17 protein-coding genes are annotated in these 24,289 nt (G+C 58.4%); 15 read left to right on the forward strand and 2 right to left on the reverse strand.

The window, feature by feature from the left end; genetic code table 11:
* Positions 1–147: 147 nt before the first annotated feature.
* From CCHOA_RS02230 to CCHOA_RS02245, 4 genes are all read left to right on the forward strand, one after another.
* On the forward strand, positions 148–1,425 hold the full coding sequence (locus CCHOA_RS02230; protein WP_164472352.1) for an SDR family oxidoreductase: 1,278 nt from the start codon (positions 148–150) through the stop codon (positions 1,423–1,425).
* A gap of 25 nt (positions 1,426–1,450) precedes the next feature.
* On the forward strand, positions 1,451–2,359 hold the full coding sequence (locus CCHOA_RS02235; RefSeq protein ID WP_123926302.1) for a glycosyltransferase: 909 nt from the start codon (positions 1,451–1,453) through the stop codon (positions 2,357–2,359).
* A gap of 622 nt (positions 2,360–2,981) precedes the next feature.
* On the forward strand, positions 2,982–4,076 hold the full coding sequence (gene manB, locus CCHOA_RS02240; RefSeq protein ID WP_123926305.1) for a mannose-1-phosphate guanylyltransferase: 1,095 nt from the start codon (positions 2,982–2,984) through the stop codon (positions 4,074–4,076).
* Positions 4,077–4,766: 690 nt separating this feature from the next.
* The gene (locus CCHOA_RS02245) at positions 4,767–5,033 is read left to right on the forward strand and encodes a WhiB family transcriptional regulator (protein WP_245992222.1); all 267 of its coding nucleotides are present in this window, start codon (positions 4,767–4,769) and stop codon (positions 5,031–5,033) included.
* Positions 5,034–5,168: 135 nt separating this feature from the next.
* Here the strand turns inward: CCHOA_RS02245 and CCHOA_RS02250 are convergent, their stop codons facing one another.
* A complete protein-coding gene (locus CCHOA_RS02250; protein WP_123926308.1) occupies positions 5,169–5,633 on the reverse strand; it encodes a hypothetical protein in 465 nt (154 codons plus the stop codon).
* 215 nt (positions 5,634–5,848) lie between these two features.
* Between CCHOA_RS02250 and CCHOA_RS02255 the strand changes: the two genes are divergently transcribed.
* The 11 genes from CCHOA_RS02255 to secA all read left to right on the forward strand — a co-directional run bounded on the left by CCHOA_RS02255 (position 5,849) and on the right by secA (position 22,676).
* A complete protein-coding gene (locus tag CCHOA_RS02255; protein WP_123926311.1) occupies positions 5,849–6,331 on the forward strand; it encodes a DUF3499 family protein in 483 nt (160 codons plus the stop codon).
* A gap of 246 nt (positions 6,332–6,577) precedes the next feature.
* Positions 6,578–7,993 carry a phosphomannomutase/phosphoglucomutase gene (locus tag CCHOA_RS02260; protein ID WP_123926314.1) on the forward strand — a complete coding sequence of 472 codons (1,416 nt, stop codon included), beginning with the start codon at positions 6,578–6,580 and terminating at the stop codon, positions 7,991–7,993.
* Between the two features lie 109 nt (positions 7,994–8,102).
* Positions 8,103–9,140, forward strand: a complete 1,038-nt coding sequence (locus CCHOA_RS02265) for a hypothetical protein (protein ID WP_123926317.1) — start codon at positions 8,103–8,105, stop codon at positions 9,138–9,140.
* 577 nt (positions 9,141–9,717) lie between these two features.
* On the forward strand, positions 9,718–10,959 hold the full coding sequence (gene manA / locus CCHOA_RS02270) for a mannose-6-phosphate isomerase, class I (protein ID WP_123926320.1): 1,242 nt from the start codon (positions 9,718–9,720) through the stop codon (positions 10,957–10,959).
* 351 nt (positions 10,960–11,310) lie between these two features.
* On the forward strand, positions 11,311–11,703 hold the full coding sequence (locus tag CCHOA_RS02275) for a DUF4259 domain-containing protein (protein ID WP_123926324.1): 393 nt from the start codon (positions 11,311–11,313) through the stop codon (positions 11,701–11,703).
* A gap of 147 nt (positions 11,704–11,850) precedes the next feature.
* Complete coding sequence (locus tag CCHOA_RS02280) at positions 11,851–12,480, forward strand: dTMP kinase (protein ID WP_123926327.1); 630 nt, start codon at positions 11,851–11,853, stop codon at positions 12,478–12,480.
* A gap of 401 nt (positions 12,481–12,881) precedes the next feature.
* Positions 12,882–13,556: an MtrAB system response regulator MtrA gene (gene mtrA / locus CCHOA_RS02285; RefSeq protein WP_123926330.1), complete on the forward strand. Its 675-nt coding sequence runs from the start codon at positions 12,882–12,884 to the stop codon at positions 13,554–13,556.
* 571 nt (positions 13,557–14,127) lie between these two features.
* On the forward strand, positions 14,128–16,479 hold the full coding sequence (mtrB, locus tag CCHOA_RS11090; protein WP_342769440.1) for an MtrAB system histidine kinase MtrB: 2,352 nt from the start codon (positions 14,128–14,130) through the stop codon (positions 16,477–16,479).
* Entirely contained in the window at positions 16,476–18,329 is a 1,854-nt protein-coding gene (gene lpqB / locus CCHOA_RS02295; RefSeq protein ID WP_245992174.1) for an MtrAB system accessory lipoprotein LpqB, read from the forward strand. Before mtrB ends, lpqB begins: the two co-directional genes overlap by 4 nt.
* Before the next feature lie 547 nt (positions 18,330–18,876).
* Positions 18,877–19,563 (forward strand): ribosome hibernation-promoting factor, HPF/YfiA family, encoded by a 687-nt coding sequence (gene hpf, locus CCHOA_RS02300; protein WP_123926333.1) that lies wholly within the window; start codon positions 18,877–18,879, stop codon positions 19,561–19,563.
* 473 nt (positions 19,564–20,036) lie between these two features.
* The gene (secA, locus tag CCHOA_RS02305) at positions 20,037–22,676 is read left to right on the forward strand and encodes a preprotein translocase subunit SecA (RefSeq protein WP_377739393.1); all 2,640 of its coding nucleotides are present in this window, start codon (positions 20,037–20,039) and stop codon (positions 22,674–22,676) included.
* A 216-nt stretch (positions 22,677–22,892) separates the two neighbouring features.
* On the opposite strand, the gene CCHOA_RS02310 is transcribed toward secA, so the two are convergent.
* Positions 22,893–23,843 (reverse strand): hypothetical protein, encoded by a 951-nt coding sequence (locus CCHOA_RS02310; protein ID WP_123926336.1) that lies wholly within the window; start codon positions 23,841–23,843, stop codon positions 22,893–22,895.
* Between the last annotated feature and the right edge of the window lie 446 nt (positions 23,844–24,289).

Consider the following 24,289-nt stretch of genomic DNA (forward strand, 5'->3'; position numbering starts at 1 on the left):
GGTTTGGGTGGGTGGTGGCAGTGGATGGTTTGGGCTGTTGGTGGGAAACCGGTGCTTAGGGTTTGTTGGTGGTTGGGTTGTCCGGTGGAATGCGGATGGCAGGGTTTACGATGGTTGGCAGATGTGAGGCTGGAAGGTGGCGAAACTGTGACTGCGCAAGATGGTGCTGTGGCTGAGCGGGCGGCTGCGGGTGGGCGTCCGATTCGGGTGATGATTGTGGGGACTGGCCAGTTGTCGCAGGCGATGCAAGCGCTGGCGCCAACCGATGTGGTGGACCTTACTGTGCTTGGTCGGGCAGAGTTGGATCTTGCTGATGCGGCGGAGGTTGCTGCATATGGGGGGTTTGCGGCGGCGGATGTGGTGGTGTGTACGGCTGCGTTTACCCAGGTGGATGTGGCAGAAGATGCTGCGCAGCGGGAGCAGGTTTGGGCGGTGAATGCGTCGGCGCCGGGGTTGATTGCGCAGGCTTGTGCGGAGGCTGGTACGGCGCTGGTGCATGTGTCGACTGATTATGTGTTTGGTTCCCGGCCGCTGCCGGAGGAATTAGCCGCCCCGGTGGGGGTGGATTCGCCGCCCCCTTCGCCGCAGGATCCACAGGTGCGGCAAGTGGTGGATGGGTTGGCGTTTGCATCTGCTGATCCGGTTGATCCGGAGGCGGTGTATGGGATTTCGAAAGCCGCCGGTGAACAGCAGGTGTTGGCTGCTGATCCGTGGCATGTGGTGGTGCGGACGGCGTGGCTGCTTAGCGGGGAGATGCTGCCAGGGGTGCGGGATTTCGCGTCGACGATGTGTCGTCTTGCCCGGTCGGGGGTGTCTCCGAAGGTGGTGGCGGATCAGTGGGGTTCGCCGACGGTGGTGACCGATTTGGCGGTGGCATTGTGGCAGCTGGTTGGTCGGGTGGCGCTGGTGCGAGCCTGTGGGTTGCCGGATTTGATGGATGCACCGGTGTGTGCACCCGATGCTGGTCGTGGGATGCCAGTTGCAGATTGTTCGCAGGCGGAACATAAGCCGCGGATTGTTGCGGCGTTGGCGGCGATGCCGCCGCAGCGGCTGGCACGACTAGCGTGTCTGGTGGCACCGGGGATGGGCGACCGGGAAGCAGCACAGGTTGGGGATCAATGGGTGCGAACACAGTGCTTCGATGAGCTTGCTGAACAGCTCGCGGCAACAGGTGGAGTGTTGCATGCGGCGGGCAGTGAACCGGCGACTTGGTTTCATGTGGCTGCTGAACTGTTTGCGGCGTTGCCGGGGCATGCGGCAACGGTGGTGCCGTGCACCACTGCGGAATATCCGACGGCGGCGCCGCGGCCAGCGTTTTCAGTGCTTGATTCGGGCAAGTTGACCCAGCTTGGGATCACCCCACCGGGCGGCTACCGCGGACAAGTGTCGCACCTGGTGGGGGTCGCGCCTCGTCCGCTTGGCTGATCGTGCCCGCTACACTGTTGATCTTGTGAACACCCCAATTGCTGTTGCGACAGTCACTTTCCATCCCGGCCGGCATTTTCGTACGATGCTGCAATCGCTTGATGCTGCCACAACCGGGGAGACGGTTGCGGTGATTGCCGATAACGGGGGACAGGCAGCACAGCTCGCCGCCCAGCTGCAGGATGCCGTGGAGCAGGGGCTTGCGGTCGTCCTCGACTCGGGGGGCAATATTGGCTATGGGGCGGCTATGAACCGGGCGCTGGCGCAGGTGGTAGCCCTGGCTAAGCAGGGGAGTGTGCGCGGTGACTATTGTGTGCTCACCAACCCGGATGTCACCTTTGATCCTGGCTCGATCGATGCGCTACTTGACTGCGCTCGTCAGTGGCCTGATGCGGCGGCGATCGGTCCGGCGATTCGGGATGTGGATGGAAGCCGCTATCCGTCGGCGCGAACCATTCCAACCTTGCGGAACGGTATTGGTCACGCATTATTTGGGTCTGTGTGGCCGAATAATCCGTGTACCCGCGCCTATCAGGGACGTGATGTGCTGAGCGCCGTGGAGCCGGTGACGTGCGGATGGCTGTCCGGGTCGTGTTTGTTGGTGAATCTGGAGGCATTTACCCGAATTGGCGGATTCGATGAACGCTACTTCATGTATTTAGAAGACGTTGATTTGGGTGATCGTTTTCAGCGTGCCGGATATGTCAATGTGTTTTGTCCGGCGGCGACAGTGGCACACGATCGTGGCCATGTGGCGAAGAAATATCCGGCGGCGATGCTGCCGGCGCATCACCGGTCGGCCTACCGTTTCCAAGCTGACCGCCATTCGGGACTTGTGTATGCCCCGCTGCGGGCAGCGCTTGCCGCAGGCTTGGCGTTACGGTGCGGCATTGCGATTTTGGTGACGAAGCTTCGCCGCGGGCAACACCACTAATCGAGCAACACCCCAAATCGGGGAACATCACCAATACTGCCCGTTTCAAGTAACACTGCCAATACTGTGCATTCGCTGGGCGCTGCGCGCACTAGCAGCCCGGTAGGTTGCAGGCTGCGGTCCGCCCGCCGAGATGCGGCGACGGCGCCCAGATGGGTAAATGACGATGGAGGTGGCAGTGGGATCTTCTGTCAGGTCGGTGCTGGTTGGTGTTGATCGATACTGCAGGCTGCCGCTGGTAGCTGTGCTGGCAGCAGCAGTTTTGGTTTCTCTGCGGTGGTTGCACAGCATCGATTTGGCAGGGATTGTTTCTGTGAGATCGGCCACCAACCAGCGTGTGGATGGCGGTGTATGGGGCTGCGCTTTGCAACAATAGAGCGAATATTCCGCGCCATGATGATGCCGACACACAAGCTGAGCGGGGCAACACGCTTTCCTTCCTTCAGCTTGGGGAGCGTCGCCGCGCCGGGTTTCGCCGCCAGTTATTTATCAGGGTGGTGTTGCCTGCTGTGCGTGCGGGCACCGGTTGTTGGCGTTGTCGTCGACAGGACAGCGCGAGAAAACATATTGACGTTTGTGATGGTTTCGGGGGTTTCCGAAGCCTGTGGAAAAGTGAGTCGTTGTGAACCACACCTTCGCCGCCGAGCGGCGCGATATTGATGCAGTCATTCTTGTCGGTGGCAAAGGCACCCGGTTGCGGCCGTTGACCTGTCACACCCCAAAGCCGATGCTGCCGGTCGGCGGTGTGCCGTTTTTAACGCATCTGCTTGCACGGATTCGTGCAGCGGGGATCACCCATGTGGTGTTGGGAACAAGTTTTCAGCGGGAAGTGTTCGAAGAGCACTTTGGGGATGGTGCTGATCTTGGCCTGGAGATCGACTATGTCTTTGAGTCGAAACCGTTAGGCACCGGTGGTGCGATCGCGAATGTGGCCGAGAAGCTGCGGCACGACACGGTGGTGGTGTTTAACGGCGATGTGCTTGGCGGCACGGATTTGCAGTCGATCATTGCTCATCACCAGCACAGTGCTGCTGATGTGACGCTGCATCTGGTGCGGGTGACTGATCCGCGTGCCTATGGGTGTGTTCCAACTGACAGCGACGGGCGGGTGTTGGAGTTTTTGGAAAAAACCATGGATCCGCCGACTGATCAGATTAATGCTGGCTGTTATGTGTTCCGCCGGGAGATTATTGAACAGATTCCGCGTGGCCGGGTGGTGAGTGTGGAACGGGAAACCTTCCCAGGTTTGCTGGCTGCAGGAAAGCATCTGCAGGGGTTTGTGGATAATTCCTATTGGCGGGATATGGGCACACCGCATGATTTTGTGCGTGGATCCTCGGATCTGGTGCGCGGTATTGCACCATCGCCGGTATTGGCAGGCAAAACCGGGGAGTGTTTGGTTGATGACACCGCCGGGGTGAAAGATGGGGTGCTGCTGCTTGGCGGCACTGTTGTTGGGCGCGGATCAGAGATCGGTGCCGGCTGTCGACTCGATGACACCGCCGTGTTTGATGGGGTGACTATTGAACCGGGGGCGATTATTAAAAATTCGATTATTGCCTCCGGGGTGCATATTGGTGCCAATGCGCGGATCTATGACTGTCTGATCGGGGAGGGGGCACAGATCGGTGCCCGCTGTGAACTGCGCAAAGGTATGCGGGTGTGGCCAGGGGTGGTTATCCCCGATGGTGGCATTCGCTTCTCGACGGACGCCTAGCCAGACGGGGTGGGGCGATGGCCGCCGCTATGGGGGCGTGTGGCGCAATGATTGCTGCCCGGTCGTGGCGGTGACACGCCGCACAACGCCACACTTGGGGTAGGTGCCCCTTCCTAACACAAGATGTAGTACCCCCGTTAAATACACCCGCTTTGTGGTGTGTGTGACGGATGTGAAATCTGTGATTTCGTGTGAGCGGACGAAGTGGCGTGAACAGCAATTCTTCTGCAGGGCGCTTGACGGGAAATAGGTATTGCGTGTCTAATCACTTCAGTCAAGCCTTTCGCCGCACCCCAACACCTAGGGGTGTAGGCGTTGTTGCTAACACAAGCAGTGCAGGCGAGGTGGCCAAGGGTAGGTGACCGCCAACCTTTGGTCGGCGGGAAGGCGTATGGAAGGAACCTCTCGCCGCCCCACGGTCAGCAGGCCGCGGTGCACAGTTGCCTGCCGCGTATTCTCGCTGCTGGCGGATATGGCCCCAAGGTGCCTGTTCACCATGTGTACGGACGCCTGTAGCGCTGTTGCTGATGGCGACAGCGGCAAGCGCATCGCTATGCTGGCCGACACTTGTTGGCGTTGCCGCACTGATATTTTTTCAACCCGATCGTGATGAAAGGAGAGCCCGTGGAAGATCTCGCTGGCGATACTCCCCGCCGTGCAACCCGCGCCGAAGCCCCGGATGCTACTCCAGTGGCACTGCGTCAGCTGCCGATTGAAACGATCATTCACTCGGTTGAACATGAATGGCAAGAATATGCACTGTGTGCACAAACCGACCCGGAAGCCTTCTTCCCGGAAAAAGGCGGTTCCACCCGGGATGCGAAACGGATCTGCCAAAAATGCAGTGTGCGTGACGAATGTTTGGAATATGCCCTCGCCACCGAGCAGCGCTTCGGTATTTGGGGTGGCCGTTCTGAGCGGGAACGCCGCCGCGACCGGCAGCGCCTCTTAGGCTAGAACCTTCAACCTTCGAGCTTGCAGCTCGTCTGGCCTGCGTCTGTTGGTTGGAGGTGGAAGACCCCACCAAAGTGAGGACTTTGTAAACAGGATCAGCAGGGCAGCTTCAGCAGGGGAGCAGTCCGGGGAAAGGCGCTAATTCCACCACGGTTGAAAATCGGGCAAAATATCGCGCTCGTCCAGGTTTAAATAGGTGGCGATCAGTTGCGCCAACACCGGCTCTAGCAGCTCAACGAGCAGCTGCGGATCGCGGGCTCGTCGAACCAGCGGTGCCCGAAACACCACAATATAGGCGCCCACCGTATTGCCTTGCGCATCAATCGACGGCGGGATAAGTCGGGCAATGGGCACTGCCCCGTCGGCAACAATAGTGTCGGCGAAATACACCTCGTCCGGGTTTAACCGCATTCGCGGAATCCAATCCACTGCCACCGCTAAACCGGACACATTATCCCGATACGCTTCAGTGAGCGATAAATAGGTTTGCGCAACAAGCCGGTGAAACGCGGTTGCTCTGCTTACCGCGGCGGGAACCGCCGGCGGCAACAGCACGCCACGTTGGCCGCGGCCGTGCCGATCCCGAAACACTCTGTTACGCATAGATAGTCAGCTTAACGCGTTGCCTGCGGCAATCGGGGCAGGCATGCCCAGGCTTTTCCAGTAGGGGTTACCACGCTCTCAGTGCGGCATCGTGGGACAACAATCACCCGCCGCCTGCCCACCACCCCCAGGTGATCTGGCAGGGCAAGCCGATTGACCGGGTATCGGTTCGGCATGATCGGCATCTTGCCCAAGAGTCGGTATCATAACGCTTCGTGAGTCGTCCACGAATCTGTTGCCGTCCCGGGTGTGCGCAGCCCGCTGTTGCCACTTTGACCTATTCGCAACCCAAACAGATCGCTACCCTGCGCCAGCTTGTCAGCAGCAGCAACGGCCACAGCTGGGATCTCTGTATCGATCATGCAGCAGTAATTCGTGCCCCTATCGGTTGGACACTGCGGGATCCACACGGATTTGCCACCCCAACCCCGCCGCAGCAGCGAACAAACGCTGCCACTGGTGCCGCCACACCCGGGAGCACACTGCGCCCCGGGGGGCGGAAATCTTCCCTCAGCGACCCACTAACAGAGCTCGACGAGATCAGCTATTCGCAGCCAAAAGCAGGGCCGGTACCGCCGCCAAAAGGTCCCGGTGCCCCGCATCCCGCCCAGCGTCCCCGCACCCGGCGCGGCACCCAGCGTGGCCATTTATATGTGGTCGAACCACAGCCATCAGCCGCCGAGGAACCACTCGACTGACACCGTGAGCAGTGGCGTCGCGGCACCCTTGGCCACGGCCTGATCGGCACAGTCGAGTTCTGCTGCGGCAGGCGGCTGCGCAAAAAACACCCACCCCGGATTACACTGTGTGCAGGATGCAGTAAACAACCCGCCCCGGCGGGGGTTTCCGCGTACGCATCCGCCCCGCGCCGGTGACCGTTGAGGTGTACCCACCACCCCAGCTGTCGGCGACCCTTGTGTGAAGAAAGAACTGCTGAAGAACCTATGACCGCCCGCACCCGTGACCTCGTCGACAAGATGGTAAAAGCCTACGATATTCGTGGGCTGGTCGATACCCATCTTGATGCTGCTGTCGCCTATGAGGTCGGCAATACCTTTGCCACCATCATGGCCGATGAAGGCTGCACCACCATTGGTATCGGCTACGACATGCGGCCATCCTCGCCGGCATTGGCAGCCGCGTTCGCCGACGGGGTGACAGCAGCAGGCAGCGACGCTGTGATGTTCGGCCTGTGCGCCACCGACGAGCTGTATTTCGCCGCCGGCGCCTACCATATTGCCGGTGCCATGTTTACCGCCAGCCACAATCCGGCTGAATATAACGGCATCAAACTCTGCCGCCCAGGAGCGGTACCAGTATCCACCGACAGCGGATTAGCTACCATCGCCGAGCAGCTCGTCACCGGGGAAACCATCACCGCCCCGGTTCCCGGAACACGCACGACGCGCGATATTTTGCCGGACTATGTGGCCAAGCTACGCGAACTGGTCAACCTTGCCGACCTACCATCGATCAAGGTCGCAATCGATGCTGGCAACGGCATGGCCGGGCACACCGCCCACGCCGTGTTCGCCAACACCCCAGTGGAAGTGCTGCCATTGTACTTCGAATTAGACGGCACCTTCCCCAACCATGAGGCCAACCCACTTGATCCGATGAACCTGGTCGACTTGCAGCAATTTGTGCGCGACAGCGGCGCCGATATAGGGCTGGCCTTCGACGGCGACGCGGATCGCTGCTTTGTCGTCGACGAACAGGGACGCCCCGTCTCCCCGTCGGTCGTCACCGCGCTCGTCGCAGTGTCCTATCTAACGAAATATCCGCAAGCCGCAATCATTCACAATCTCATCTGTTCGCAAACCGTGCCGGAAACCATCGTTGAACATGGCGGCCGGCCGGTCCGCACCCGGGTTGGGCACTCCTATATTAAAGCGACAATGGCCGAAGAACAGGCAGTATTCGGCGGGGAACATTCGGCACACTACTATTTCACCGAATTCTTTAATGCCGACTCTGGCATGTTGGCGGCACTGCACGTGCTGAACGTGCTTGGTGCCAGCGGCGGCACCCTGTCGGCGCTGGTGGATCAATATCAACGCTATGTTGCCTCCGGGGAAATCAACACCCGGCTTGCTGATACCGCGCAGCGCGACGAAAAAATAGCGGCTGTACTGGACACATTCCATGATCGTATCGCCACCGTTGACCGGCTCGACGGGGTGACGGTTACTCTCACCGAACCAGGCTGCTGGTTTAATCTGCGCGGCTCGAATACTGAACCGCTGCTGCGCCTCAATGCGGAAACCCCCAGCCAAGCACAAACCGACACCCTAGTCGCCGAGATTTTCGCGATTATTCGCCCAAACAAGGACGATTCGACTGGAGCTGCGGCACCCTAGATCACTGCTGTACAAACCAAGGACTGCTGGTTGCACCCGCAGCGCGGTAGGGTGGGGGCAACATTCCCGTCGGGCACTTGTCAGCCCCGCAACAGAAAGTGAGCATCCGATGGACACTCCTGCCACGCAACCGACCGGCATTGCCGCCAGTATGGCTGCCGCCCTTGCCGCAGGATACGATCCACTCGCTGTGCACTTTTATGACCTTGCCCACGACGGGGCACGCATCCGCAGTTTGGCGCAGCAAGTAGCAGACGGCGAATTCAACAGCCTGTACAACACGCATCCCCGCAGTGTGGTGATTCTCACCGACACCCTCACCCATCGGCAGGCCGCACAGCTAGCTGCAGCATTGCGGGAACCTCATCCGTTGCCGATCGAAATCGTTGAGCAACTCCCTGAATATGTAGGCCCGCTCGACATTGTCTGCCTTGTGAGCAATAGTGATACGCCACAGCTCATCCAGGCGGCGCGTCGCGCCGGGGAAGTGTCTGCACAGCTCATCATTGCTGCCGCCGGGGAGACGATGCTTGCCCTTGAACCGCCGCGGGAAACAGTGAGCGTGGCGCTACCGCCAACCTCGTCAACTGTCACCCCGGTGTTTGTCGCAGCAGTAGTCGACACGGTGCTGGCCAGTATTCGGGAAGAATCAGCGCTTCTTGCCGCCCGCCTTGAGGACTGGGCGCAGCGAGTCGATGACGAAATCACCGCCTGCTCTCCTGACCGGGATCCACTGGTGAACCCTGCCTGCCAGCTATATGCCGCCATAGCGCAGCGCTGGTCACTGCACACCGCAACCAGCCACTGTGGACGCAGTGTTGCCCAACTTGCGGCGACACTGTGTACAGATGCGGGGCTTGCCGCCAGCTTTGGCGACGCCACGGTGATCGCCAACAATATCGCGCATCTTCCCGCACCGGCACGCGACATTTTCTATGATCCTGAGCTTGACGGTGACGACCAATCGCACAGCCTCCCCCAGCCGATCGTGATCGCCTGGGGTGACACGAAACCACCCGCCGCACCAATCACGGTGCGTGCGGAAACCATCGACGATCAGCAGCTGTCTCGCCTCGATGTTGCCTGTCGCCTGCTGATCCGGCTGCAAGCCGCCCTCATCGTCGGTCCGCCGAAAACAACCCGCTAGACACTGCGGTTGACCTGCCGCCCGCACCGCTTGCTGTGTGGCGGCCACCCCATCGAGTGTGCAAACCATCGCAGGTGCGCAAACCTTACGGCGTCTACACCCGCAAAAACGCAGCACAAGCCCCAGCACCCCCCCTGTCCTATCCTCACCAGCTGCTTCCCCGGTGCACCACCGAGGAAATGAGAACGAAAGTGGTGCGGGATACGCATGCTGTAGCGTGCCTTCACCTGGTGTTTTTTGATTTTAAACGCTGATGTGTCCCGGCAGGCCACACCGCTAGTTTGACCCAGTGTGGTGGCCAAACAGGCGGTGATCCTCTGCGGCGTCGCAGGTGGGCACATGGCCTTACAACACATTGTTCCTGGTCTGCATCGAAATGCTGGGGCAGTGGGGAAGTTGTCAGCAGGTTTTACGGTGGATGTTAGGTGCCTATTAGGGCAACTAGCTACCATGGTCGATATGGTTTTTTCCGCACCTGCCCGACAGCCGGTGGGTGCAACAATACTGTCGCTGCAAACCGACTGCGGGGACAGCCTCCAGACATCGATGAGTACCCCCAAGGAGCAGTGAGCGTTCAATGCGTGTTCTTACCCCAGCGTTGCGGTCCTATCCGTGGGGTTCAAAAACCCTGCTCGCAAACCTGCGCGGCAGTGCAGCATCGGCGGTGAAAGAAGCCGAGCTGTGGTACGGCGCCCACCCGCAGGCACCATCAACCCTGGTTGATACCCCGCTCGACGAGGTAATCGCCAGCGATCCGCAAGGACAACTCGGGGCGGATGTGGCGAAAATATTCACCAACGAACTGCCGTTTCTGTTGAAACTGCTCGCTGCCGACGAACCGCTTTCCCTGCAAGCCCACCCCACCAAAGCCCAAGCACAGGCCGGCTTCCAAGCAGAAACCGCAGCAGGGATTGCGATGACTGCCGCTGATCGGAACTATCGGGATCCCAACCATAAGCCGGAAACCATTATTGCCCTCACCGAATTTTCGGCGCTGGTAGGTTTTCGCCCCCTTGCCCGAACCCGTGAATTATTTGCCGAACTTCGCTGCCCCGCATTAGCCCACTATCTTCCGCTGGCCAGCGCTGATGATGCCAGTGCAGAAAGTGAAGCCAGTGCACTGCGGGCACTGTTTACCACCTGGATCACCATACCGACCGCAACCCGCCGGGAACTGGTGGCCGCAGTCATCCAAGCCTGTGAAACACTCGTCGAGCGGGCAGCTACCGGCGACACACCACCGGCCTGGATGGTTGAGGTTGCAGCAAGCCTCATCAGTATCAACGAACGCTACCCAGGTGATGTGGGGGTGCTGGGCGCGATGCTGCTCAACAAAGTCACCCTTGCCCCAGGTGAAGCGCTCTTTTTAGGGGCCGGTCAGCTGCACGCATATGTACACGGACTCGGGGTAGAGATCATGGCCAATAGTGACAATGTGCTGCGCGGCGGGCTGACTTCCAAACACGTCGACGTGCCCGAATTGGTGAAAGTCTTAGACTTCCATCCCTTAGCAGACCCCTATATTCATCCCACAGAAACTGCTGGCCTTACCACCTATCCGGTGCCAGTCGAAGAATTCACTATCAGCCACTGCCGGCCATCCGCCACCCCCACACAGCAACTCACTATTGCTGAGCCGGGTCCGCATGTGATGGTGTGCACAACCGGTGCGATCACTATCACCACCGCCGCGAATGAACGTGTCACACTTGCCCCAACTGAGGCAGTGTGGATTCCTGCCAGTGACGGTGAGTTTAGCGTCGCCGGCCACGGCGAAGGATTCCTGGCAGGGGTGCCAGCAGCCGCCGACCGGAGCTAGCAGATAGGGCAATGATTGATAGTGGCAATGCTTGAAAGTATTGCCCTGTCTATGGGAAACGAATGCGGCAGGATACCCACTACCGTGCCACTTTGAGATACGCGATGTGTCGCAACTCGTTTTTTCCCACAACTTCAGGCACAGTTATGGCCAGGTGGCCGCCGCTATGAGCGAATCATTCTGTAGACTACAACGTTGGATTCGCCGCCATCTCGTGTGCGGATCACATCGCCTAATCGCAGATGATCTGTGCTGCCAGCTGCACGAAGTGTCAGCTGACACGCAAGAACATGCTGCATGTCCAGTTTTGCCCTGCTGTGGCTCATGCCGCGCCGATCGAGGAGCACACCCATGGAACCCTGGGATGAGGAAATCTTCCAAGAAGAAGTCGTCGTCGATTTTCTTGACGAACTTTCCGATTTGGAAGAAGACGACATTGTGCAAGCAGTCGACGATGCGCTGGTCACCACGGTGAAAGATCCGCATGTCACTGCTGATGATCTGTTGGTGGGGCAGGCGGCAGCAACCATCACCGCTATCTGGTCAGGGGCACCCTATTCGGCCGGTGACGTGGTGGAAGAATATCCCTTTATTCGCAGTCTTACCGATCAGGCAACGGATGCAATGCAGCAGCTTGCGTTCACCATTTTGGAACAGGTCGACACCGACAGCGACCTGGATTCCTTCCTCGAAGCACTCACCGGTGCGGAGGTACTTAGCGACTCCACCGGCGACGACGCCTAGCATTCCGCCGAACAAGCAGGCACCTGCGGCATTGCCCACACTGAAGCGCACACCGCCCCTAGGATGAGATTGGGTGCAGGGTTTGCTGAGGCTGCCGCAGGTTTTGTGGCAGCCGCGGTGGACACACGATAGGAAAGAGATCTTGCGATGATTGTGGCGATTGAAGGGATCGACGGCGCTGGTAAACACACGTTGGTGACAGCTCTGCAGCAGCGAACCAACGCAACCGTGCTGAGCTTTCCCCGCTACAGCGAATCTGTTCCAGCGCAGCTTGCCCAACAAGCCCTCTATGGCGGTATGGGTGATCTGGTCGACTCGATCTATGGGATGGCCACCATGTTTGCCCTTGATCGGCATGGCGCCAAGTCACTGATCGAACCGTTTTGCACCGGCCAGTCCCGTGCCAATGAGGTGATTCTCCTTGACCGCTATGTCGCCTCGAACGCGGCCTATTCCTGGGCACGCGCTCAAGATGCTGCGCTGGTTGATTGGGTGGGGAACTTAGAGTTCACCACACTGGGGTTGCCGGTGCCAGATTTTCATATTCTGCTGGGTACACAAGCTGATGTTGCCCGGGAACGGGCCTTGCTGCGTGCCCAAGACGATAGCCACCGGCAGCTTGACGCATATGAGCAAGACAGCATGCTGCAGGAACGAACTTTTGCCGCCTATATGGCGCTTGCCGAGCAGCACTGGCAGTCACCGTGGGAGATTGTGCGCAGCGACGAGGATCCCGCGCAAGTCGCCGATCAGCTGGTCGCTGCATATCACCTGTAGCAGGGATGCCACCGACCCTCGGCGTCACTTTCAGGGGCAGTAGTAATTCGCCATTGTGCTGCAGAATCCCTGCAGTATGTGCAACCTTGGCGGTGGTGTGGTTACGGTGTTGCTTCCCACTAGGCGGTGCACGACCCGCGATCGGCTAGCAGGCGAGATCCCCTGGCGAGGTTGGGGCGGTAGATACGAAAGGGGAGGGCATGTAACATCCCCGGTCGCAGCGGTGATACTTCCTATAGTGCCCGGCATACCGACTATGATCAGGTGCAGCTAGTGTGCTGTGCAAAACAGCAGCCGGCAATGATGCACCTGCAGCTGCGGTAGGTTTAAGGCAGATTCGCTGCACCGGTAGAGGAAACTTTGCGCGGTGTGGTGCTCGGTTCAGTGGTAAAGGAAGACTAGTGGCCCACAAAATTCTCGTTGTCGATGACGATCCGGCGATCTCTGAGATGCTCACGTTGGTGCTGGAAGGCGAAGGGTTTTCCACTGTCGCCGTGCTTGACGGCGCGGAAGCGGTGAGCGTGTTTGAACGGGAAAACCCTGATTTGGTGTTGCTGGATGTCATGCTGCCGGGCATGAGCGGTATCGATATTTGCCGGACGATTCGGCGAACCTCCCCGGTGCCGATTGTGATGCTGACCGCCCGCACCGACACTGTTGATGTGGTGGTGGGGCTGGAATCTGGGGCGGATGACTACATCAACAAACCGTTTAAAGCCAAAGAACTCATCGCCCGGATTCGGGCATGTCTGCGGCGCCAGGATCCGCCACCGGCAGAAGTGCTCACTGTCGGTGACCTGGAGATCGACGTCCCCGGCCACCAGGTCAAGCGGGGCGATAAAGAGATTCCGCTCACCCCACTCGAGTTTGAATTGTTGCATGAGTTGGCGCGCAAACCCCGGCAGGTGTTTTCCCGCGAACAGCTGCTGGAAAAAGTGTGGGGCTATCGTCACGCAACCGACACCCGGCTGGTGAATGTGCATGTGCAGCGGCTGCGGGCAAAGATTGAGAAAGATCCGGAAAACCCGCAGATCGTGCAGACTGTGCGAGGCGTGGGGTATAAAACCGGCTACTAAACAGACAGGATTCTGGCGTGAAGCAAGCGCAATAATCGATACTTCTACCACCGTTGTGATGAATCGGCGGATCACCACCACAGTGTTAATCACTGCGTCAGCGTCGTGGCGCTAGCGTTTATTCTTCCTGATGCACGGGTGGTGCACCTGCCAGCGTCTTTGGTGATCGTTGCTTCCCCGGCAACAGTGTTTAGCTGTTGGCGGGGAAGACTGTTATTCGGCGCTAGTGTGTTGCAAACTCGTTCCACCTGAGTTTTGCCACCTGCTGTCGATAATGCAGCATCCGGAAAGCATGGGGCGGTTCCATGTCCTGGGGGGAACAATCATGCTGCGCTGTCTCGCGGGGAATCTTGGGACAGTTGTGATGCGCGTTGGGTGAATATACAGCGTGGCAGCAGCAAGGGAAGTCTGCGTGGAAGGCTGCGGATGTCTACACCAGCGCTGCAAAGAATCTGCTGCAGGCAGGTTGTGGAAAAAAATCGTTGCTTGCCTGCTGCCTTCGGTAGTATTCCATCCAGCAATTGGTGTGATGGAACGACAGTGAAGGCGAGAATCAAACACTGTGAACCGGGTGGCTCGAATTCTGCAAGTACAGCTGCAGCGAATACGGCATTTAAGCCGGACGTCTCTGCAATGGCGGGTGGTCGGTTCGGTGTTTACCACCTCATTGGTGATGATTGTTGGCCTCGGGCTGGTGCTGGTGTGGTTTGTTTCCCAGCAGCTCATCGACACGAAGCTGCAAATCGCCTCCAACGAAATTGAACGGGCACGTATCACCGTTGAACAGCAGGTGGAGGCCACCGACAGTTCCAATAGTTTGCAGGTGCGGCTTAATTCGGCACGGGCGGCATTGACTAATAAAACTTCCAGCAGTACCACGGGGGAGGCGGCGGCAGTCTATGAGCCGGTGGTGCAGGTCACCAACACTGATGGCAGTGTGGTGGCTTCCCCGGAGGGGTATCGTATCCCTGAAACGCTGCGGGAGGTGGTGGCGCAGCAACAGGTGGCCTACCAGTTTACGACTGTCACCCGCAACGATGGCAGCCTTGCCCGGTCGCTGATTATTGGCAGCCCCACCCAGTCAGACATTCCCGGGTTGGAAGTGTATTTGGTGCTTCCGCTGGAGAATGAAGAATCGACCTTGTCGCTGATTCGGCGACTGCTTGCAGTGGGGGGTTTGCTGCTGGTCGGATTGTTGTTGGCGATTACGTTTTTGCTGACTCGACAGATTATTCAACCGGTGCGTTCCGCCTCCCGGATTGCGCAGCGTCTCACCGCCGGGCATCGTAAAGAACGCATGCAGGTCAAGGGTGAAGATGAGATGGCCACCCTGGCGCGGAGTTTTAACACCATGGCCGAATCGTTGTCGCAACAGATTCAACAATTGGAAGAATATGGTGATTTGCAGCGGCAGTTCACCTCTGACGTGTCCCACGAGCTACGCACTCCGTTAACGACAGTGCGGATGGCTGCGGATGTGATTGCCGATAACAGGGAAGAGCTTGATCCGATCACTGCCCGCGCCTCAGAGTTGATGATTCGGGAATTGGATCGTTTCGAAGCTTTGCTGGGGGATTTGCTGGAGATTTCTCGCCACGATGCGGGGGTCGCTGACCTCAACGAGGAACAAGTCGATATCACTACTGCGATCGTCTCTGCGTTCTCGCAGGTGCAGCATTTAGCGAAAGAACTCGGTGTGCCGGTGTATTTTGCGCTGCCTTCAACCCCGACGGTGGTGCGCTGCGATATTCGCCGGATTGAACGGATTTTGCGGAATCTGTTAGCCAATGCGATTGACCAATCGGAAGGTCACCCAATTTTGGTGCGGCTCGCCGCCAATGATCAGGCCGCAGGTATCACGGTCAGCGACAACGGGGTGGGATTGAAACCTGGCCAGGAAGCACTGGTGTTTAATCGTTTCTGGCGGGCTGACGCTTCCCGGGTGCGGCATTCTGGCGGCACCGGTTTGGGATTGTCCATCGCACATAATGATGCGTTGCTGCACGGCGGCACTTTGGATGCGAAAGGTGAGATCGGGGTGGGATCCACCTTCCGGCTCATTGTGCCGCGGGAACCAGCCGGCCATGTGGATCGGGATCCGCTGCCGCTGACGTTGCTGCCAAGTTTCACCGATGACAGTGTTGAACATTATCGGGAAGGCCTGGAGGCGGGTCTGTTGACCACCGATCCGAGTTGGCGGATCCGAAACTATGGGGACACCACTGGAAACCCTGCACTCACGGCGGGAACCATCGCTGGGCAAGACGCCGATGTCACCGAGGATCTGCAGCTGGATAACCAGCCACCATCGGCAGCAAACACTATAGCTGACGAAGCAGAGCAGCTAATTGATGCTGCGGACAGTAACGCCGCAGCGCATGCTGAACGCAGTCGCACGAATGCCACTGCGGCTACAGCCAACAGTCCAGCCGAGGGTATCGCGTCAACTACGACAACAAGTGATACTGTGCCAACCACTCCAGCCGCCGCTGTAGTCAGCACAGCACCAGTGGAGGTTGCTGCGCCGCCAGAGCCCCCATCACAGCCCACATCTCACAACCGGGGCGGTGAGGATACCACGCAGACTCCTGTGGATCACCGCCAGTTGTACGAACAGTCACCGGCGGAAAACAGTGCCGAAAACCAGCACGGCTATCCGGCAGCATTCCCAACCCCGGCTGATTTAGCGACACCACAATCGGACAGCGGAACCACAGCACGGGAAGCGATGCGGCATATTCCCGAAGATGAACCGGTCACCGAAGAAGAACTCGCCGCCTTCGACGATTTCGACGACTTCGGCGATATCGCCGATGCCGACGATGCCGACATTATCGCTGAGCGAAGTGATCAACACCGCAGCCCGCAACAGGCAGCAGAGCAATCTACACCGGCAACACCACCGACAGGAGACCACCAATGAGCATGTCCCAACAGCGCAGCAACGGTGGCACCGGTGACGTAGCCGCAACAGTGCATACACCTCAACCAGCCTGGTTGCCTCAACCACGCCCCCGGCGGGAAACACGACCGCTTGCCATCGGCGCAATAGTAGCCACCCTGGCGCTCGGGATTAGCGGTTGCGGATCACTGCCCGGCGACTCCAATCCGCAGGTGCTGCGCACGTTTGAAGCATCCACCCCAACAGAAGTAGAACTCGCCCCCAAACCCGGTCAAGAACCCGACCTGCTGCTGCGGGATTTTTTCACTGCCAGCGCTAAACCAGCCCAAAAACATCAAGCTGCCCGCGCCTATCTCACCGACACGGCGGCTGCCGCTTGGGATGACACCACCGGCACCCTTATCGTCAACCGCATCGACCTGATCAGCGAACCCGGCGCCTCAGCAGACTCCATCACCTACAGTGTGCGCGGTGATGTCGTCGGACAGTTAGGCACCGGCGGGGTGTTCACCCCCCAAAAACTCGACTATGAGGCACAAATCGAACTCGTCAAAGCAAACGGCGAGTGGCGAATCTCCACCCTGCCCGCCGGGGTAGTGATGGAACGCAACGAGCTCCGCAACCGCTACACCCCCCGCGATCTGTTCTTTTTCAACCCCACCGGAAAATGGCTCGTCCCCGATCGGCGGTGGGTCTACGACGGCCAATCCAATCTCGACACCGCCTTGCTGTCTCTGCTCATGGAAGGACCTCAACGCCGGCTCGCGCCGGGGGTGCTCGATGATGTGCCGGCGGAAGCCGTGTTCGCCGGCTATGAACAGGGGGTGTACCGTTTCACCGGATTTGAAGACCTCGACGCTGATGCCCGCCACCGATTCTCGGCACAAGTGGTGTGGGTGCTGGCACGAGCTAATATTCCAGGGCCGTATCGCATCGAACTCGACGGTGCACCGGTTGTGCCCGGCCAACTGGGGCTCACTGTTGATGACGTCGCGGAATTTAACCCTACGGCAAAACAAGCCACCATCGCGCCGCTGTATGCGGTCGTCGAAGGAGCCCTCAACATTATTGAAGGGGAACAGCTCAGCCCAGTACCCGGACCGCTAGGTGGATCCAAACAAATCCAATCCGCTGATGTTTCAGCTACCGGCGGGGTGGTGGCAGCTGTGCTTGGTGACCCCGGCGATGCGCTCGCCCCGGTGCGGTTGGAACTAGGGCCGCTTGGGGATGCCACCCAAACTATTCAAACAGCCCGGTCGCTGACCCGGCCGTCATTTGAACGGGATGCTACAGCGTTGTGGACTGTGGTGGATTCCCGCACCATCACCCGCATTGCCCGCTCCACCGCCACCGGGGAAGTTTCCCAAATCGAAGTTGATACCACCGCCTTATTCGACCCGGCTGGCCAAACTCCTGCCGCAACGAGTGAACAGCCACCGATTACTGCCCTGCAGCTTGCGCCCTCTGGGGTGCGGGCGGCATTTATTCGTGACGGTCGGCTCTATGTGGCAACAGTCGCCCGCCCCCAGGTCGGGCAGCGGGCATTGATCGATGCGGTGGAAGTATCTGGGCCAAATATTGCCGGATCAGCGAAAAGTGTCGACTGGACCTCTGACGGCGCCCTGCTAGTTGGTACCGCCAATGCGCTGTCACCAGTGTGGATCGTTGCCATCGATGGTTCGGCGCAAACCCCTCTGCCAAGTGGCAACATCACCGCCCCGGTGGTTGATGTGGCCGCTAGTGTGTCCACCTACTATCTCACCGACGCGAACGCTATGCTGCAGCTTCCCACTCAAAGCAGTTCTGCTTCTTTCTGGCGGGAAGTTCCAGCAGTGCTCGGCAGAAGAGCAACCCCCATCATCGCTGAATAACCACTTCGAAAGCGACCACGGACTGCCCCCGGAAGACGACCATAACCTACACCGGAAACGTCGAATTATCCTGCTATGAACAGGATCAACAGTGGGATCTTGCCAGGTGTCGCAGCAGTGCTGCCAGCGCAGCTAGGAGCACTGCCAGCCCTTTTGCGCCAACACCGGTGGGGCGGGTGCGGTGAGCCGTGCACCAAAACCAGTCCTCAGACGTATGTGCACGGCACACCCACACCACGAAAAGCCCCTGAATAGGGGTGATGAGGGGGGTGATGACCTGCCTGATTCCCACAAATCAACGAAGAGCGGGTACCCCCACCTGCACGTTTAGAAAATCTGCCACGACCCCCTGCTACACGAGCCGGTCGCCCGCTAAACTTGTCAGTGGAAGTCCCCGCCACCACAACTCCATCACAATCCCCGCCGACATAGTTGTCGTCCGCGATAGCAGTCACAACGATCAGCGGTGATGATGGTGATGATGACCGCCGTGACAGAAATCCCTCTGTCGTTGGCGCTGGTGGCCAGTACCGGGAGGTAGAAGCACGTGACCACACCTGCTGAGAACACATCCGCCCTGCGTCCGGAAACCAAGGTTTCCATTACCGGCCGCAATGTCGAGGTTCCAGACCACTTCGCTGAGCGCGTTCACACGAAGCTGGCAAAAATTGAACGACTCGACCCGACGTTGACGTTCTTCCACGTGGAATTGCACCACGAACCAAACCCACGCCGCGGCGCCCAAACTGACAAGATTCAGATCACCGCCACCGGCAAAGGTCACATTGCTCGCGCAGAAGCGAAAGAAGATTCCTTCTATGCAGCGCTGGAGACTGCCCTCGACCGCATGGAACGCTCCCTGCGGAAGGTGAAGGTTCGCCGGAAGATTGCACGCTCCGGGCACCGCACCCCAAAGTCGTATGGCGAAATCGCTGCCGAAGTGCTGGCGCAAGAACGTGAAGCCGCACAGAAATACGATCAGCAACCAGAATCAGCTGATCCGTATGAGGCAACCATTGAAGAGCAAATGCCTGGGCAGATTGTTCGTCGCAAGGAACACAGCGCTATCCCGATGAGTGTGGATGATGCACTCTCTGAGATGGAACTGGTCGGCCACGACTTCTATCTCTTCGTCAACGAAGAAGATGGACGCCCCTCGGTGGTATACCGTCGTCACGCATTCGACTATGGTCTGATCACCTTGGCGGACGGTCCGGCAACTAACGAAAGCTAGCATTTGTGCCTGCTGCAGTATCGCACCAGTGCTTTGCTCAATATTTCGGAAGCACGCGACTACTGCATAGCCGCCGCAGCTGCTGAATCATTTCCCAACCCCGCACAGGGCACGGAAAAAACATTGACTGCTTACCAGTGTTTTCTTCACCTGTGCGGGGTTGCTGTTGTTGTGCTCGCTGCTTCTGGTTGTCTCCACATCACAACTGGCAGCGGGTAGTGATGTTGCTGGCTTGGCTAGTGGTAAAACCGGCGCCGACGCGTACAATGATGGGGTATGTTTACGCCGCCCACAGGGGTGGTGTGTACCCTGCATAACGATAATGTTTGTGATCATCTCCTCACACGTCTGCGAAAACGCCGCATTACAACGGTTGTTAGACGGTGACGCTGCAGCAAGGCTGCGCCGCAACGGAGGAGATTCGATCCAGCTTGCTAGCAACCGGTAAAAAAGGTGGACGTCTCGTGTTCCGTATGCTCAATGTTCTCAGAGTGGGTGAAGGCCGTGCTGTGAAACGGCTCGGCAAAATCGCCGACCAGGTGATCGCACTGGAGTCGGAGTATGCCGCCCTCACCGACGATGAACTCAAAGCAAAGACGGTGGAGTTTAAAGACCGGATCGCCAAAGGGGAAAGCGTCGACGATCTCCTGCTGGAGGCGTTCGCGGTTGCCCGGGAAGCTTCCTGGCGTGTCCTGGATCAAAAGCCCTACAAGGTGCAGATTATGGGTGGTGCCGCCCTGCACTTCGGCAGCGTTGCCGAAATGCGCACCGGTGAAGGGAAAACCCTGACCTGTGTGCTGCCGGCCTATCTCAACGCGCTGGAAGGCAAGGGTGTCCACGTTGTTACCGTCAACGACTATCTGGCGAAACGTGACTCGGAGTGGATGGGTCGTGTTCACCGCTTCCTAGGGTTGACCACTGACGTGATCCTGGGTGATATGACCCCGCCGCAGCGGCGGAAAGCCTACAACGCTGATATCACCTACGGGACGAACAATGAGCTCGGGTTCGATTATCTGCGTGACAACATGGCCAAGTCGCTTGACGACTTGGTGCAGCGCGAGCATTATTTTGCAATCGTCGACGAGGTCGACTCGATCCTGATCGATGAGGCGCGAACCCCACTGATTATTTCCGGACCTACCGACTCAAACTCGGAGTGGTATCACGCCTTCTCCGATATTGTGCCGCGGATGAAACCAGAGATTCACTACGATGTGGATCACCGTAAGCGTACTGTCGGTGTGCGGGAAGAAGGGGTGGAGTTTGTCGAGGCTCAACTGGGTATCGACAACCTGTACGCACCAGAGAACTCCCAGCTGGTGAGCTATCTCAACAACGCCATTAAAGCGAAAGAGCTGTTCACCCGCGACAAGGACTATATTGTCCGCAACGGGGAAGTGCTCATTGTTGACGAGTTCACCGGTCGTGTGCTGCCCGGTCGCCGCTACAACGAAGGTATGCACCAGGCGATTGAGGCAAAAGAAGACGTCGAGATCAAAAACGAAAACCAGACGTTGGCCACCATCACCCTGCAGAACTATTTCCGTCTCTACGACAAGCTGGCGGGTATGACTGGTACTGCAGAGACTGAAGCCTCCGAGCTGCACCAGATTTACAAACTTGATGTGGTGCAGATTCCAACAAACCGGCCGAATCAGCGGCAGGACTTGGATGATCTCATCTACAAGACGCAGGAAGCCAAGTTTGCAGCGGTTGCTGAAGACATTGCCGACTGTGTGGATCGTGGCCAGCCGGTGCTCGTTGGTACCACTTCGGTGGAACGCAGCGAATATCTTTCCCAGCTGCTGACCCGCAAGGGGATTAAGCACCATGTGCTCAACGCGAAGCATCACGAGGAAGAAGCTGAAATCGTTGCCCAGGCTGGTTTGCCGGGAGCAGTAACGGTGGCTACGAACATGGCCGGTCGTGGTACCGATATTGTGCTTGGTGGCAACCCGGATATTTTGGCTGATATCAACCTGCGCGAACGTGGCCTTGATCCGGTGGAAACCCCGGAAGAATATGAGGCTGCGTGGGATGAAGAAATCGCCAAGATGAAGGATCGTTCCCGCAAGCTTGCTGAAAAGGTGCGTGAAGCTGGCGGGTTGTATGTGCTCGGCACGGAGCGCCATGAGTCACGGCGTATCGATAACCAGCTGCGTGGTCGTTCCGGCCGGCAGGGTGATCCGGGTACTACTCGCTTCTATCTGTCGATGCGTGACGAGCTCATGGTGCGGTTCGTTGGCCAGTCCATGGAAAACATGATGAACCGGCTGAACGTGCCTGACGATGTGCCGATCGAAGCGAAAATGGTCACCAACGCGGTGAAGGGTGCACAAACCCAGGTTGAGCAGCAGAACTTCGAAATGCGTAAAAATGTGCTCAAGTATGACGAGGTCATGAATGAGCAGCGCAAGGTTATCTACCGGGAACGCAATGAGATCCTGCAGGGTGCCGATGTGGCTCCCCAGGTTCGCAACATGATCGATTCGACGATTACTGCCTATGTTGCTGCGGAAACCGCCGACGGCTATGTCGAAGATTGGGACATGGACAAATTGTGGCATGCCCTCGAGTCGCTCTATGGTCCGTCGAAGCCGTGGCAGGAACTTCTCGAATCCGACGAGGTGGGTTCCCGTGGTGAACTTCCGGCTCAGGCATTGCTCGATTGGCTGCTCGCTGATGCGAATGCGCAATACGATGAGCTGGAACAAGGGGTCACTACCTTAACTGGTGACGAAGAAAACATGCGCAATTTGGAGCGCACCACGATTTTGTCGGTGGTGGATACCAAGTGGCGTGAGCACCTCTATGAGATGGATTATCTGAAAGAGGGGATTGGGTTGCGTGCCATGGCGCAGCGCGATCCACTGGTGGAATACCAGAAAGAAGGCGGCGACATGTTCAATGCCATGAAAGACGCCATCATGGAAGAGACGGTGCGCAACCTGTTTACTGTCCGCAAGCAGATCCTGCCTGCGATCCAAGCCTCCGGTGAGCCGGATGTGAACCACGACGGGGTGGTTGACGATAAGGATCTCAACCCCACCGAACCTGATGAGGGGCCAGATCCTGACAAGTTGCGTTACAGCGCACCTGAGGAGGCCTAGGAACGCCCCTCAACGAGGAGTTGCTGCACAGATACAGCCGCGAAAACAATCCTTCGAAATACTCCTCGCTGTTTCCCTGCACCCCACAGGTGACGTGCTGCTGGAACCTTTTCCAGCTGGACATGCCTGTGGGGTTTGGTGTTTGTGTACAGGTAACGCAGCAGAGTATCTCCACGGTAGCCCGCGGTGGGATGCGGCTTGTCGGATAAGTGTTTATTAGGCTACAAGTCGCAGTCCTGGTGTTGAGGCCTTGGCCTGCGGCATTGTGTCGGCGGTGAATGTGGCCGGCTGTGCGGTGGAGGCGTAGGCGGAAGCTGCAAAGATCAGCTGCAGGTTCGTGATCATCCAATGTGTTCCCAGCCGGTGGGCTTGGATCATATCTGGGGTGAATTCCACCCCGGCATGGCTGTATGGTCTCATCGGCTGGTCGTCACTTTTGATCCGTCGGCGTGGTGACTTGTGCCGGTTCGCGCCGGTTTCGTTGTGTTGTGCTGGGAATGTATCTGGGTTGTTGGGTGGGCAATAGATTGCGGTGGCAGTGTAGCCGCCGCACCAATTCCCGGCTGATAGTGAGCCGACTATTTGGACAAGCTCAATGTGATGCTGTTGTTGCTGCTGTTCAATGTGCACGCTCCGCAGCCGGATAGGGCCTGACAGGTATTGGTGTTGCTGGTGACGGCGAGCAATATGGCTGCGAACTGTTGGAGCGATGAGGGTGCCGCGCAGCTGCGCTGGGGTGCGTAAACCGGCTGCTGCTTCACAAGCGATTATTAATTGTGCCGCGAGTTGTCGATACTCGGCCGCGGTGAGCACATCGTCAGTGTTCAGCGGGGAGCCTTGTGGTGCTGTCGCCTCGTCCTTGGCGCTGACAAGATGCAACCGGCTGGCAGAACCATCCTGGGCGTGGGTGGGTGGTGTGAAGGAAGTTGCTGATGGCAGATTGGTTGCAGCGAGCACCCGCGGCCGGGATCGATCCTGTGGGGAGGCGATCGGAATACGGGTTTGTAACAAGGCGCAGCCTGGAATTGGTTGCCACGCTGGAGTGTCGAATTCCTGCTTGTCAGGTAGCCGGGAATCGCTAACGATCGCAGGTGGCAGTAGGGACAATGGTGTTGTGCCGGAGCTGGCCGCGGAGGCGGTATCACGCTGCGGATGCGGGGTGGACATTGTTTCGGGATCAAGCGTGCTGACCCGTGCTGTTGCGGGGGTGAAGCGTTGGTGCCCCGGTGGGCACCGCAAGGTGTTTGCTGCTGTTGGTGGGGGAGGCAGTTTACTTGTTTGCTGCGGCGGAAATGGCTGTGGCCTGCGGGTTTTGGTTGGTGTCAGGGTGGGGTTTCCCGACTGCTTGCGGGATGTTTGCAAGGGGCAGGTTACTGGGGTGAACGTGTTGCTAGTCATAGTGTCTAGGACTGTGCCGCCGCCGAGCAGGGTTCCCGCTGCATTTTCTTCCTGCTTGCCACTACACTAGAGCGGGCAGCATTGGTGACCCGTTACCGTGTGCTTGCTGTGGGAATAGTGACAACCCACCACAGTGGCGCATAGAGCAATATGTTTACCCCGCCAAACGTGCCCTTTTCTCAAAAGCGGCTGGTTGCCGCGAAAAAGTGGGGTTC

Origin of the sequence: Corynebacterium choanae, assembly GCF_003813965.1 — a bacterium.
GTDB classification, from domain to species: domain Bacteria; phylum Actinomycetota; class Actinomycetes; order Mycobacteriales; family Mycobacteriaceae; genus Corynebacterium; species Corynebacterium choanae.

Excerpts from the sequence above, each read along its gene's own strand:
- CCHOA_RS02250 (WP_123926308.1), bottom strand. The coding sequence starts at position 5,633 with ATGCGTAACAGAGTGTTTCGGGATCGGCACGGCCGCGGCCAACGTGGC.
- CCHOA_RS02260 (WP_123926314.1), top strand. The coding sequence starts at position 6,578 with ATGACCGCCCGCACCCGTGACCTCGTCGACAAGATGGTAAAAGCCTAC.
- CCHOA_RS02265 (WP_123926317.1), top strand. The coding sequence starts at position 8,103 with ATGGACACTCCTGCCACGCAACCGACCGGCATTGCCGCCAGTATGGCT.
- manA (WP_123926320.1), top strand. The coding sequence starts at position 9,718 with ATGCGTGTTCTTACCCCAGCGTTGCGGTCCTATCCGTGGGGTTCAAAA.
- CCHOA_RS02275 (WP_123926324.1), top strand. The coding sequence starts at position 11,311 with ATGGAACCCTGGGATGAGGAAATCTTCCAAGAAGAAGTCGTCGTCGAT.
- CCHOA_RS02280 (WP_123926327.1), top strand. The coding sequence starts at position 11,851 with ATGATTGTGGCGATTGAAGGGATCGACGGCGCTGGTAAACACACGTTG.
- lpqB (WP_245992174.1), top strand. The coding sequence starts at position 16,476 with ATGAGCATGTCCCAACAGCGCAGCAACGGTGGCACCGGTGACGTAGCC.
- secA (WP_377739393.1), top strand. The coding sequence starts at position 20,037 with ATGCTCAATGTTCTCAGAGTGGGTGAAGGCCGTGCTGTGAAACGGCTC.
- CCHOA_RS02310 (WP_123926336.1), bottom strand. The coding sequence starts at position 23,843 with ATGTCCACCCCGCATCCGCAGCGTGATACCGCCTCCGCGGCCAGCTCC.